The sequence below is a fragment of the Mycoplana azooxidifex genome, from assembly GCF_014196765.1.
GTDB classification, from domain to species: domain Bacteria; phylum Pseudomonadota; class Alphaproteobacteria; order Rhizobiales; family Rhizobiaceae; genus Mycoplana; species Mycoplana azooxidifex.
The window spans coordinates 310,629-322,654 of record NZ_JACIEE010000006.1 but is presented as its reverse complement, the minus strand read 5'-3'; the positions used below and the strand labels follow the sequence as shown (position 1 = coordinate 322,654).

Here is a 12,026-nt window from a genome sequence, read left to right as displayed (position 1 = left end):
GCAAGTTCGGGAAGGGCCGCGAGAGGAGAGGGGCATAGTGTCAGTCGCTGGAGCGTCCGCGGGCAGCCCGTTGCTGGCTGTGCGCAATCTGACGAAGCTTTTCGGCACTTTTGCCGCCTGCAACGGCATCGATCTCGACATCCGGCCGGGGGAAATCCACGCGCTTCTCGGCGAAAACGGCGCCGGCAAGTCGACGCTGGTGAAGATGCTGTTCGGCGTTCTGGCACCCACGGCCGGCGACATCCTCTGGCAGGGCGCGCCGGTTTCGATCGCAAGCCCGGGCGCTGCCCGCAGGCTCGGCATCGGCATGGTCTTCCAACATTTCTCGCTGTTCGAGGCGCTGACGGTTGCCGAAAACATCGCCTTGTCGCTGCCACCGGGCATCTCGCTCGCAAGGGTCGCCGAAGAGGCGGCCCGTCTGTCGCATGCCTATGGCCTGCCGCTCGATCCGAAGGCGCATGTTGCCGACCTCTCCGTCGGCGAGCGCCAACGCATCGAGATCGTCCGCGCGCTTTTGCAGAACCCGCAACTGATCATCCTCGACGAACCGACATCGGTGCTGACGCCGCAGGAGGCCGACCGCCTGTTCGAGACGCTGGCCAAGCTGAAGGGGGAAGGCCGCTCCGTCCTCTATATCAGCCACCGGCTGGAGGAGGTGCAGCGCATCTGCGACCGCGCCACCGTGCTGCGCCACGGCAAGGTCAGCGGCGCCTGCGACCCGCGCAAGGAAACGCCGGCCTCGCTCGCCCGCATGATGGTCGGAAGCGATGTAGCGGCCGTCTCGGCGGATGGAACGAGCACGAAGGGCGACGTGCTGCTGGAGGCGCGCGATCTGAGCGCCGCCGCCCGCACGCCCTTTGCGGTCTCGCTCAAGGGCGTCTCGCTCAAGGTCCATGGTGGCGAAGTCCTGGCGATCGCCGGCGTCGCCGGTAACGGCCAGGGTGAGCTCTTCGACGCGCTTTCCGGCGAGTATCCAGTATCGAAGGCCGAGGGCGTGCTGATTCGCAACCGTCCCGTCGGCACCCTCGGGATCACGGCGCGCCGACTGATCGGCGCAGGCTTCGTGCCCGAGGAGCGCCACGGCCACGCCGCCGTCCCCGGCATGTCGTTGTCCGACAATCTCGTGCTCGCCCGCAGCCAGTCCGATCGCAAGGCGTTTCTCGGAGGCGGCGCGCTCGGCATCATCAAGTCCGCGGCCGTGCGAATGGCCGCAAGGCGCATCTCCGCGGCGATGGACGTGCGCAAGAGCGGCGAGGACCCGCCGGCAGGCTCGCTGTCGGGCGGCAACCTGCAGAAATTCATCGTCGGCCGCGAACTCGACCGCCAGCCGGCCGTCCTCGTCGTCAACCAGCCGACCTGGGGCGTCGATGCGGGGGCTGCCAGCCGCATCCGCCAGGCGCTGGTGGATCTGGCGAAATCCGGCTCGGCCGTGCTCGTCATCAGCCAGGATCTCGACGAGATCTTCGAGGTGGCGACCGAGATCGCCGTCATCAGCGAGGGGCGGCTGTCGGACGTCTATCCGGCGCGAGACATGACGCGCGAGAAGATCGGCCTGCTGATGGGTGGCATGCACGGCGAGGCGAAGGTGCCGGAGGCCGCGCATGCGCATTGAACTGGAAAGGCGGCCCCGCGCCTCCGCCCTCTACGCCGTCCTCTCCCCCTTCATAGCGCTCATACTGACGGTGATCGCCGGCGGTGTCATGTTCTGGCTGCTCGGCAAGGATCCGGTCTCCGCCCTCTACAGCTTCTTCGTCGAGCCGCTGCTGGATGTCTGGTCCCTGCACGAGATCGCGATCAAGGCGGCCCCGCTGATCCTGATCGGCGTCGGCCTTTCGGTCTGTTATCGCTCCAACAACTGGAACATCGGCGCCGAAGGGCAGTTCATCATGGGCGCGATTGCCGGCTCGATCGTGCCGGTGGTATTCCACGAATGGCATTCGCCGCTGGTTCTGCCGCTGATGCTGGTCTTCGGCATGATCGGCGGCGCGCTCTATGCGGCGATCCCCGCCTTTCTCAAGGCGAACATGAACACCAACGAGATCCTGTCGAGCCTGATGCTGGTCTATATCGCCCAGCTCTTCCTCGACTGGATGGTGCGTGGGCCCTGGCGCAGCCCGGAAGCCTACAACTTCCCCGTGACGCGCGATTTCGCCCCCGAAGCCGTGCTGCCGGAGATTCTCGCTTCCGGCCGCACCAATCTCGGCTTCGTCTTCGCGATCGTCGCTGCCGTCCTGATCTGGTTCATGATGCGCTATACGCTGAAGGGCTTCGAGATCACCGTGCTCGGCCAATCGGAGCGGGCAGGGCGCTTTGCCGGCTTCTCCTCGCGCCGGATGATCTGGTTCTCGATGCTGCTGTCGGGCGCGCTCGCGGGTCTTGCCGGCATCTCCGAGGTCAGCGGCAACATCAACAAGCTCCAGCCGATCATTTCGCCCGGCTACGGTTTCACCGCCATCATCGTCGCCTTCCTCGGTCGCCTCAATCCGCTCGGCATCATCGCCGCCGGCCTGTTTCTGGCGCTGACCTATGTCGGCGGCGAGGCGGTGCAGTTGACGCTCAGCGTCTCCGACAAGGTGACGCGCGTGTTCCAGGGGCTGCTGCTCTTCTTCGTGCTCTCCTGCGACACGCTCATCCTGTACAGGATCAGGCTCGTCTTTCCGGGCCGGGCAGTGCCGGCAGCCCACGGAGGAGCCGAGTAATGGGCATCGTCGAGGCGATCCTGCTGACCGTGATTACCGCCGCCACGCCGCTGGTGCTGGCAGCCCTCGGCGAACTCGTCACCGAGCGCGCCGGCGTGCTCAATCTCGGCGTCGAGGGCATGATGATCATGGGCGCGGTGCTGGCCTTCGCGGCCACGCAGGCGACCGGCTCTCCCTATGTCGGCATTCTCGCCGGCATTGCCGGCGGCGCGCTGTTCTCTCTGCTGTTCGGCTTCCTGACGCTTACGCTGGTCGCCAACCAGGTGGCGACCGGCCTGGCGCTCACCATCCTCGGGCTCGGCATTTCCGGCCAGATCGGCGAGGCCTATGTCGGCATGTCCGGCACCAAGCTGCCGCAGATCGCAATCCCGCTGCTTTCCGACATCCCTTATCTCGGGTCGCTCCTGTTCCGGCAGGACCTGATCTTCTACATGTCGATCGCGCTGGTGGCCGGCACGAGTTGGTTCCTGTTCAAGAGCCGCGCCGGCCTGAAGATCCGCGCCATCGGCGACAATCATGCCTCCGCGCACGCGCTCGGCATCGGCGTCATCCGCATCCGTTACCTGGCCGTGATGTTCGGCGGCGCCTGCGCCGGGCTCGCCGGTGCGCAGTTGTCGCTCGTCTACACGCCGCAATGGGTGGAGAACATGTCGGCCGGCCGTGGCTGGATCGCGCTGGCGCTGGTCGTCTTCGCCTCGTGGCGCCCGTGGCGGCTGCTGGCCGGCGGCTATCTCTTCGGGGCTGTGTCGATCAGCCAGTTGCATGCCCAGGCGCTCGGTCTCGGCATCCCCTCCCAGTTCCTGTCGGCGCTTCCCTATGCGGCCACGGTTGTCGTCCTCGTCCTGATATCGCACAATCGGCGAACGACGTTGATCAACACGCCGGCATCGCTCGGCAAGCCTTTCGTGCCCGACCGATAAAGAAGAAGCGACGGGAAATTCAAGTCTCAACCTACAGAGGTCAAAAAATGAAAAAACTGCTACTCGCACTTGCAACTTCGGCCGCGATGCTGGGCTTCGCAGCCTCCGCCGGCGCCCAGGACAAGACCAAGATCTGCTTCATCTATGTCGGCTCCAAGACCGACGGCGGCTGGACGCAGGCGCACGACATCGGCCGCCAGGCGCTGCAGGACCATTTCGGCGACAAGATTGAGACGCCGTTCCTCGAAAGCGTTCCCGAGGGCCCGGATGCCGAACGCGCGATCGAGCGCATGGCCCGTTCCGGCTGCGCGCTGGTCTTCACCACCTCGTTCGGATTCATGGACCCGACGATCAAGGTCGCCGAAAAATTCCCGGACGTGAAGTTCGAGCACGCGACCGGCTTCAAGTCGGCGCCGAACGTCGCCACCTACAATTCGCGCTTCTATGAAGGCCGCTACATCCAGGGCCAGATCGCCGCGAAGATGTCTGAGAAGGGCGTCGCCGGCTACATCGCCTCCTTCCCGATCCCCGAAGTGGTCATGGGTATCAACGCGTTCGTCCATGGCGCCCAGTCGGTGAACCCGGACTTCAAGGTCAAGGTCATCTGGGCCAACACCTGGTTCGACCCCGGCAAGGAAGCCGATGCCGCCAAGGCGCTGATCGACCAGGGCGTCGACATCCTGACGCAGCACACCGACACCACCGCGCCGATGCAGGTCGCAGCCGAACGCGGCATCAAGGCCTTCGGCCAGGCCTCGGACATGATCAAGGCCGGCCCGGAAACGCAGCTGACGGCGATCGTCGACACCTGGGGCGCCTACTACATCAAGCGCACCCAGCAGTTGCTCGACGGCACCTGGAAGTCCGAGCAGGTCTGGGATGGCCTCAAGGACGGCATCCTGACGATGGCGCCCTACACCAACATGCCCGACGACGTGAAGAAGCTGGCCGAGGACACCGAGGCGAAGATTCGCTCCGGCGAACTGCACCCCTTCACCGGCCCGATCAAGAAGCAGGACGGCTCGGACTGGCTGGCGGATGGCGAGAAGCCGGAGGACAAGGTGCTGCTCGGCATGAACTTCTACATCGCCGGCGTCGACGACAAGCTGCCGCAGTGAGGACTTCGATCGCTCAGGATCGGTCCGCCTGAAAGGCGACAGACAGAGGCCCCGGAAGCGGAAACGCTCCGGGGTCTTTCTGCTTCACGGGAGAGATGGTGCGCTGCACAAGATCGCGTGAAAATTTGTGCTTTGCGAATTTTGCGTCGTCGGGGAGTTTTGAGTTTACAATAGTCATACAATATGATTTTTCTTGCATGGCTGCTGAGGAGCAGCTTTCTTTGGGAGGATATCATGACATTGAAGACCGCACTCGCGAGTGCCACTGTTCTGGCTGCCTGCATGTTCGGCTCGGCTCACGCCGCCGACCTGACCGTAGGGTTCTCGCAGATCGGCTCGGAATCCGGCTGGCGCGCCGCTGAGACGACGTTGACCAAGCAGCAGGCCGAACGCCGCGGCATCGACCTGAAATTCGCCGACGCCCAGCAGAAGCAGGAAAACCAGATCAAGGCGCTCCGCTCCTTCATCGCCCAGGGCGTCGACGCGATCCTCGTCGCTCCGGTCGTTGCGACCGGCTGGGACGACGTGCTGACCGAGGCCAAGGACGCCGAGATCCCGGTCATCCTGCTCGACCGCACGGTGGATTCGTCCGATGACCTCTACATGACCGCCGTGACCTCGGACCTGGTCCACGAGGGCAACGTCGCCGGCAAGTGGCTGGTGGACACGGTTGCCGGCAAGCCCTGCAACGTCGTCGAGCTCCAGGGCACGACCGGCTCCTCGCCGGCCATCGACCGCAAGAAGGGCTTCGAGGAGGCTCTGGCCGGCAAGGACAACCTGAAGATCATCCGCAGCCAGACCGGCGACTTCACCCGCACCAAGGGCAAGGAAGTCATGGAGAGCTTCCTGAAGGCGGAAGACGGCGGCAAGAACATCTGCGCCCTCTATGCCCACAACGACGACATGGCCGTCGGCGCCATCCAGGCGATCAAGGAAGCGGGCCTGAAGCCGGGCACCGACATCCTCGTCGTCTCGATCGACGCCGTTCCGGACATCTTCCAGGCCATGGCCGCCGGCGAAGCCAACGCCACTGTCGAACTGACGCCGAACATGGCCGGCCCCGCCTTCGACGCGCTTGCCGCCTTCAAGAAGGACGGCACCCTTCCGCCGAAGTGGATCCAGACCGAATCGAAGCTCTACACCCAGGCAGACGATCCGGCGAAGGTCTACGAGGAGAAGAAGGGCCTCGGCTACTGATCTCTCCCGGCTCCCGCAACGCGCCGATGCGTGTGCGGGGCTTTCTGTGCTTATCCGTCTCCCCGCTCGCGGGGAGACGGTGCCGGCAGGCGGATGAGGGGCCTTTGCGCTCCACGCCTGCACGGTACGGCATCCAATTCGGGCAGGGAAAATGCCAGGAAACACACTCGCAGAAAACACACTAGGCAGCGACGACATCATTCTCTCCGCGACGGGGATCGACAAGGTCTTTCCCGGCGCCAAGGCCCTGAACAAGGTCAATTTCCAGCTCGCCCGCGGCGAGGTGCATGCGTTGCTCGGCGAAAACGGCGCTGGCAAGTCGACGCTGGTCAAGTGCATCACCGGCGCCTATCGCCGCGACGGCGGCCGGCTCGTCCTGGATGGCGCCGACATCGATCCACGCGATACCTTCGAGGCGCAGCGCCTCGGCATCGGCACGGTCTACCAGGAGGTGAACCTCCTGCCGAACCTGACGGTCGCCGAAAACCTCTTCCTCGGCCGCCAGCCGAAGCGCTTCGGCCTGGTCGATTCGCGCGAAATGAACCGGCGCGCCGAAACGCTTCTGGCCGGATACGACCTCGATATCGACGTCAAGGCGGAGCTTTCCAACTGCTCCGTCGCCGTGCAGCAGGTCGTCGCCATCGCCCGCGCCGTCGATCTCTCCGGCAAGGTGCTGATCCTCGACGAGCCGACCGCGAGCCTCGACGCCCACGAGGTGGAGATGCTGTTCGGCATCGTCCGCCGGCTGAAGGCGCAGGGGCTCGGCATTGTCTTCATCACCCACTTTCTCGAACAGGTCTATGCGATCTGCGACCGCATCACCGTGCTGCGCAACGGCCAACTCGTCGGCACCCGCGAGGCGGCGGCGCTGCCGCGGCGCGAACTGATCGCCATGATGCTCGGCCGCGAACTCGGCGACGAGATCAAGGCCGTCGCGCGCACCGAGGCCGCCGAAGGCCCCGTCCGCTACCGTTTCACCGGCTTTGGCCGCAAGGGGCATATCGAGCCGTTCGACTTGGAGGTCAGGAAGGGCGAGGTCGTCGGTATTGCAGGCCTTCTTGGCTCAGGCCGCACGGAGACCGCCGAAATCCTCTTCGGTGCCGAGAAGGCGGACAGCGGCACGGCCGAGATTGACGGCAAGCCGGCCGAGCTGAATTCGCCGCGCGCCGCCATCCGTCACCGCTTCGGCTTCTGCCCCGAGGACCGCAAGATCGACGGCATCGTCGGCGACCTGTCGGTGCGCGAGAACATCGCGCTGGCACTGCAGGCCCGGCGCGGCTGGGCGCGGCCGATCCCGCGCGCCGAGCAGGACAGGCTGGCCGACCAGTACATCAAGGCGCTGGACATCCGCACCACCGACCGGGAGAAGCCGATCCGGCTTCTGTCCGGCGGCAACCAGCAGAAGGCGATCCTTGCCCGCTGGCTGGCTACCAATCCGGAATTCCTCATCCTCGACGAGCCGACGCGCGGGATAGACGTCGGCGCGCACGCGGAAATCATCCGCCTCATCGAGAACCTTTGCGAACAGGGCATGTCGTTGATCGTCATTTCTTCCGAGCTCGACGAGCTCGTCGCCTACAGCCGCCGCGTCATCGTTCTGCGCGACCGCGCCCATGTCTCCGAGCTGGTCGGCGATGCCGTGACGACTGACCACATCGTCGAGGCGATCGCCGCCGGCGAAAAGCAGGGGGCCGCCTGATGAACGCGCTGAAGCCCCACCTGATCCGGCTGGCCCCGCAGTTCGCCGTCCTCGTTGCGGTCGTCCTTCTGATCTCGCTGGCCTTTCCCGATTTCCTCAAGCTGCAGATCCAGAACGGCCGCGTCTACGGCAGCCTCGTCGACGTCCTGAACCGCGGCGCGCCGGTGGCGCTGCTTGCGATCGGCATGACGATCGTGATCGCCACCCGCGGCATCGACCTCTCCGTCGGCGCTGTCATGGCGATCTGCGGCGCGGTCGCCGCCGCCTCGATCACGTCGGGCCATTCGCTCGTCTATACGCTGGCGCTCGCACTGTCCGTCGGCCTGCTCTGCGGCCTGTGGAACGGCATCCTCGTCGCCGTGCTCGATATCCAGCCGATCATCGCGACGCTGGTCCTGATGGTCGCCGGCCGCGGCATCGCCCAGCTGATCACCGAGGGCGCGATCCTGACCTTCAACGATCCCGGCCTGATCTTCATCGGCAGCGGTTCGTTCCTCGGCCTGCCGATGCCGGTGATCATCTGGGTGGTCTTCGGCATCGCCGTCACGCTGCTGGTCCGGCGCACTGCGCTCGGCATGCTGGTCGAGGCGCTCGGCATCAACCGCCGCGCCAGCACGCTTTCGGGCGTATCGACCGGGGTGCTTCTGATCGCAGCCTATGTCCTGAGCGGCCTTTGCGCCGCCATCGCCGGCATCATCGCCGCCGCCGACATCAGGGGCGCGGACGCCAACAATGCCGGCCTCTGGCTGGAACTCGACGCGATCCTGGCCGTCGTCGTCGGCGGCAACTCGCTGCTCGGCGGCCGCTTCAGCATCGCAGCCTCGCTGCTCGGCGCCCTGATCATCCAGTCGATCAACACCGGCATCCTGCTGTCGGGCTTCCCGCCCGAGTTCAACCTGATCATCAAGGCGGCGATCATCGTCCTGATCCTCGTCGTCCAGTCGCCGCGTATCCGCGATCTCGCCACCTGGTTCGGCCGGTCGGACAGCGCCGAGGCGGCCGTCAAGCAGGAGGCGAAATGAACCCGCGCTACGTACCGCTCGCCGCCACCATCGCGATCTTCATCGCAGCCTACGTGCTCTGTGTCCTGCAGTACCCGAACATGCTGTCGACCCGCGTGATCGGCAACCTCCTGACCGACAACGCCTTCCTCGGGATTGCCGCCGTCGGCATGACCTTCGTCATCCTCTCCGGCGGCATCGACCTGTCGATCGGCGCGGTGATCGCCTTTACCGGCGTGTTCATCGCCGTCGTGCTGGAAAGTACCGGCCTGCATCCGCTCGTCGTCTTCGCCCTGGCGCTCGGGATCGCCACCCTCTTCGGCGCGTTGATGGGGGCGATCATCCACCATCTGGAGATGCCGCCCTTCATCGTCACGCTCGCCGGCATGTTCCTCGCCCGCGGCATGGCCTTCGTGCTGTCGATCGATTCGGTGCCGGTGAAGCATCCGTTCTACGCAACGATGAAGGCGTTCTACTACCGGTTGCCGGGGGGAGGGCGGATCACGCTGATCGGCGGGCTGATGCTGCTGGTCTTCGCCGCCGGCATCCTGATCGCCCACCGCACCCGCTTCGGCGCCAATGTCTATGCGCTCGGCGGCGGCGTGCAGACCGCGCGGCTGATGGGCGTTCCGGTGGCGCGCACGACAATTGCGATCTACGCGTTCTCCGGGCTTCTGGCTGGTCTTTCGGGCATCGTCTTCTCCCTCTATACCTCGGCCGGATATTCGCTGGCTGCCGTGGGTGTCGAGCTGGACGCGATCGCGGCCGTGGTCATCGGCGGCACGCTGCTCACCGGTGGTTCCGGCTTCGTCGGCGGCACGCTGATCGGCATCCTCATCATGGGGCTGATCCAGACCTACATCACGTTCGACGGTTCGCTCTCAAGTTGGTGGACGAAGATCCTGATTGGGCTACTTCTGTTCGGCTTCATCCTGATGCAGAAGGGATTTCTCTATCTGTCGAAGGGCGGTAGGCGGCTGGCGTAACGAGATGGAATGCAACCGGTCGGGAGTGGCCGGACGGGGGAGGAACGGGTCGATTGCGCAAGGGACTTCTCGAAACCGTCATCACGGGCGCCAACACGCGCACCAGCCACGCCCAGGTGGTCAACGAGCTCGGACGCGCCATCGTGGCCGGCGAGTTCCCGGTGGGCGCCACCCTTCCGGGCGATGCCGACCTCGCGGCGCGCTTCAAGGTTTCCCGGACGGTGCTGCGGGAATCGATGAAGACGCTCGCGGCCAAGGGGCTGGTCGTCCCGCGTGCGCGGATCGGAACGCGCGTCACCCCGCGCGCGCAATGGAACCTGTTCGACAGCGACATTCTCAATTGGCAACTGGCGAAGGGCGTGGACGAAGTCTTCCTGCTCGATCTCAGCGAGGTCCGGCTGGCCTTCGAGCCGCACGCCGCCGTGCTTGCGGCCCGCTTCTCCACGGACGCCGACATCAGTCACATGATGCGGCTGGCGATGGCGATGGGCGACCCGGAACATACCGCCGAGACGCTGGCGCTCGCCGACCTCAGGTTTCACTTGAGCGTGCTCGACGCCTCGCGAAACCCCTTTTTCCGCACCATCGGCAGCCTGATCGAGGCGGCCCTCGTGGGGGTCTTCCGCCTCAGTTCGCCGGCCCGAGACCGCAGCAAGATCGACGACGTGGCGGCGACGCATATCCGCATCGTCGAGGAGATTCGCCGGCGTGACGAGGAAGGTGCGCGCCGCGCGATGGAAAATGTCATCCGCGTCGGCCGCGACCGGGTGGTGGAGGCGCTGAACGAGCGCCGGCGTGCATCGACGCTCTGAGCGGCGCACCTTGAAGAACGCGATGCGCTACGGGCGACGCCCTGTCAGTCGTCGTTGCTGGCGTTCAGCTCCTCGGGGCGCAGCCCGTCGTCGCCATGGTGTTCCAGCTGCGCCTCGCCCATGGACTGGTAGAGGTTGAAGAGGGCCTCGCTCGCCCTTGAGGCGTAGCGGAACCATTCCGGGTTTGCCGCGATCGCCGGATGGTGCAGCAGATGCTGGTCGACCAGGTCGAGGACGATCGACGCCGTATGCGTCGCCTCATGGCAGGATCGCGTGCCCGGTGCACTGCGCGCCAGCAGTTCGGCGGATGTGGTGCCTCTCGCCTGCGCCAGTTCGGTAATCAACTTGAGGCGCTCGTCCTCGACTTCGATATCGCTGCTTTCGATCATGGCGGGAGTTTCTCATAGCGTGGATGGACTGTCGAGCGCTCTTGGCGCGGGCATCGGACGGGCAACGCAGCCATCGGCCTTTGGTTCCGGCCATCAGTAGATCATGAGTCGCGTCAGATCGATCACAATCGACATGATGACGCCGACCGCCGTCAGCAGCAGGCCGAGGGCGAACAGCCGGTTGCCGGCCTCGAACACCGTCTTCTTCAGCGAATTGGGCCGAAGCAGCCGCCATAGCGCACGCGCCTGGAAGATGATGCCGGTGGAGATCAGCACGAGCGTCGGCAGGTCCGTCAGCGCCCACTCGTTCGGGTTGCTGGCCCAGGTGTTCAGGAAACCGAGGGAGAAGGAGAGGACGATCCCGAACACGGTGAGGTTGCCGTTGCGGAACAGGACGCCCACTTCCGGCTCGCCCTTGTGGTCTTCGCTCGTATCCATGCCGTCTCCCGATTTTGCACGGTAACCCGCCAGGGCAGCCCCGGATCATGCCTTGAGGTCACGGTGGGCCGGCTGCCTGCGCCACGCATGTTGGGCCCGAAAGCCTGCCGTTGGCAAGGCCCGTCGCGATGGCCGGTGGTCTTCGGCATGGAAAAGCGGCCGTCAGAACGGCGGCGTGATTTCGTCGTGATGGTGCGGCCGCTGGTGCTCGCGCTGGCGGCGCATCGCCTGTGCGAGCACGAAGCCCAGCACGGCGGTTCCAAGGACTATGGCAGATAATGCAAAAAAGTTTTCCATCACAGCTCCTCCCCGCAAGAAGGATAGCATGGGTAGGGGTAAGTCGGAAACCGCTTCGAAAGCTATGGTTTCCGCCGTATCTCAGGGCGCCTCAGACCGCGTGCAGGACATGCGCCGCCTTCACCGCCGCCGAAGCGCGGTTCTCCACGCCGAGCTTCACATAGATCTGCTCCAGGTGCTTGGTCACTGTGCGCGCGCTGAGGCCCAGGATCTCTCCGATGTCGCGGTTGGCCTTGCCCTTGGCGATCCACAAAAGCACCTCGGATTCGCGTTGCGTCAGCTGGAAATGCTGGCGCAGGATCTCGTCGTCACGCAGTCGGTTCTCGGCGCTCAGCCGAAACAGGTACTCGTCCGCCCCGATCGCCCCGAGATAGGAGAGCTGCAGGGTGGCCTGGCCGTTCTGGCGGATCGTGAAGCTGCCGTCCTTGCCCGTGGTCTCGCTCTCCTTCATCCACCGGCCGACATGGGTG

12 protein-coding genes and 1 pseudogene are annotated in these 12,026 nt (G+C 65.3%); 9 read left to right on the top strand and 4 right to left on the bottom strand.

Annotated elements, in window-relative coordinates:
• The first annotated feature begins 37 nt into the window (after positions 1 to 37).
• The 9 genes from GGQ64_RS16025 (at position 38) to GGQ64_RS15985 (ending at position 10,432) form a co-directional block, all read left to right on the top strand.
• Positions 38 to 1,612 (top strand): ATP-binding cassette domain-containing protein, encoded by a 1,575-nt coding sequence (locus GGQ64_RS16025; protein WP_183806102.1) that lies wholly within the window; start codon positions 38 to 40, stop codon positions 1,610 to 1,612.
• Positions 1,602 to 2,699, top strand: coding sequence for an ABC transporter permease (locus GGQ64_RS16020; protein ID WP_183806100.1), 1,098 nt, complete (start codon positions 1,602 to 1,604; stop codon positions 2,697 to 2,699). The genes GGQ64_RS16025 and GGQ64_RS16020 overlap by 11 nt, the downstream gene beginning before the upstream one ends.
• On the top strand, positions 2,699 to 3,619 hold the full coding sequence (locus GGQ64_RS16015) for an ABC transporter permease (RefSeq protein WP_183806098.1): 921 nt from the start codon (positions 2,699 to 2,701) through the stop codon (positions 3,617 to 3,619). Before GGQ64_RS16020 ends, GGQ64_RS16015 begins: the two co-directional genes overlap by 1 nt.
• Positions 3,620 to 3,666: 47 nt before the next feature.
• Positions 3,667 to 4,737 carry a BMP family ABC transporter substrate-binding protein gene (locus GGQ64_RS16010; RefSeq protein WP_183806096.1) on the top strand — a complete coding sequence of 357 codons (1,071 nt, stop codon included), beginning with the start codon at positions 3,667 to 3,669 and terminating at the stop codon, positions 4,735 to 4,737.
• Between the two features lie 234 nt (positions 4,738 to 4,971).
• Complete coding sequence (gene ytfQ / locus GGQ64_RS16005; protein ID WP_183806094.1) at positions 4,972 to 5,934, top strand: galactofuranose ABC transporter, galactofuranose-binding protein YtfQ; 963 nt, start codon at positions 4,972 to 4,974, stop codon at positions 5,932 to 5,934.
• A gap of 151 nt (positions 5,935 to 6,085) precedes the next feature.
• Entirely contained in the window at positions 6,086 to 7,633 is a 1,548-nt protein-coding gene (ytfR, locus tag GGQ64_RS16000; RefSeq protein WP_183806092.1) for a galactofuranose ABC transporter, ATP-binding protein YtfR, read from the top strand.
• Entirely contained in the window at positions 7,630 to 8,655 is a 1,026-nt protein-coding gene (locus GGQ64_RS15995; RefSeq protein WP_183806397.1) for an ABC transporter permease, read from the top strand. The genes ytfR and GGQ64_RS15995 overlap by 4 nt, the downstream gene beginning before the upstream one ends.
• Positions 8,652 to 9,620: a galactofuranose ABC transporter, permease protein YjfF gene (gene yjfF / locus GGQ64_RS15990; RefSeq protein WP_183806090.1), complete on the top strand. Its 969-nt coding sequence runs from the start codon at positions 8,652 to 8,654 to the stop codon at positions 9,618 to 9,620. Before GGQ64_RS15995 ends, yjfF begins: the two co-directional genes overlap by 4 nt.
• Before the next feature lie 53 nt (positions 9,621 to 9,673).
• Positions 9,674 to 10,432 carry a FadR/GntR family transcriptional regulator gene (locus tag GGQ64_RS15985; RefSeq protein WP_183806087.1) on the top strand — a complete coding sequence of 253 codons (759 nt, stop codon included), beginning with the start codon at positions 9,674 to 9,676 and terminating at the stop codon, positions 10,430 to 10,432.
• A gap of 44 nt (positions 10,433 to 10,476) precedes the next feature.
• Here GGQ64_RS15985 and GGQ64_RS15980 read toward each other — a convergent pair whose 3' ends face one another.
• The 4 genes and pseudogenes from GGQ64_RS15980 to GGQ64_RS28320 form a co-directional block, all read right to left on the bottom strand.
• Positions 10,477 to 10,821, bottom strand: a complete 345-nt coding sequence (locus GGQ64_RS15980) for a hypothetical protein (RefSeq protein WP_183806085.1) — start codon at positions 10,819 to 10,821, stop codon at positions 10,477 to 10,479.
• 93 nt (positions 10,822 to 10,914) lie between these two features.
• Positions 10,915 to 11,259 carry a hypothetical protein gene (locus GGQ64_RS15975; protein WP_183806084.1) on the bottom strand — a complete coding sequence of 115 codons (345 nt, stop codon included), beginning with the start codon at positions 11,257 to 11,259 and terminating at the stop codon, positions 10,915 to 10,917.
• Between the two features lie 162 nt (positions 11,260 to 11,421).
• The gene (locus GGQ64_RS28100) at positions 11,422 to 11,556 is read right to left on the bottom strand and encodes a hypothetical protein (protein WP_263814420.1); all 135 of its coding nucleotides are present in this window, start codon (positions 11,554 to 11,556) and stop codon (positions 11,422 to 11,424) included.
• Positions 11,557 to 11,647: 91 nt separating this feature from the next.
• Positions 11,648 to 11,959 (bottom strand): annotated as a pseudogene (locus tag GGQ64_RS28320) (helix-turn-helix domain-containing protein); the annotation flags it as partial.
• Positions 11,960 to 12,026 lie beyond the last annotated feature (67 nt).

Coding starts and splice junctions, on each gene's coding strand:
- GGQ64_RS16010 (WP_183806096.1), top strand. CDS start 3,667: ATGAAAAAACTGCTACTCGCACTTGCAACTTCGGCCGCGATGCTGGGC.
- GGQ64_RS16015 (WP_183806098.1), top strand. CDS start 2,699: ATGGGCATCGTCGAGGCGATCCTGCTGACCGTGATTACCGCCGCCACG.
- yjfF (WP_183806090.1), top strand. CDS start 8,652: ATGAACCCGCGCTACGTACCGCTCGCCGCCACCATCGCGATCTTCATC.
- ytfQ (WP_183806094.1), top strand. CDS start 4,972: ATGACATTGAAGACCGCACTCGCGAGTGCCACTGTTCTGGCTGCCTGC.
- GGQ64_RS16020 (WP_183806100.1), top strand. CDS start 1,602: ATGCGCATTGAACTGGAAAGGCGGCCCCGCGCCTCCGCCCTCTACGCC.
- GGQ64_RS28100 (WP_263814420.1), bottom strand. CDS start 11,556: ATGGAAAACTTTTTTGCATTATCTGCCATAGTCCTTGGAACCGCCGTG.
- GGQ64_RS15975 (WP_183806084.1), bottom strand. CDS start 11,259: ATGGATACGAGCGAAGACCACAAGGGCGAGCCGGAAGTGGGCGTCCTG.
- GGQ64_RS15980 (WP_183806085.1), bottom strand. CDS start 10,821: ATGATCGAAAGCAGCGATATCGAAGTCGAGGACGAGCGCCTCAAGTTG.
- ytfR (WP_183806092.1), top strand. CDS start 6,086: ATGCCAGGAAACACACTCGCAGAAAACACACTAGGCAGCGACGACATC.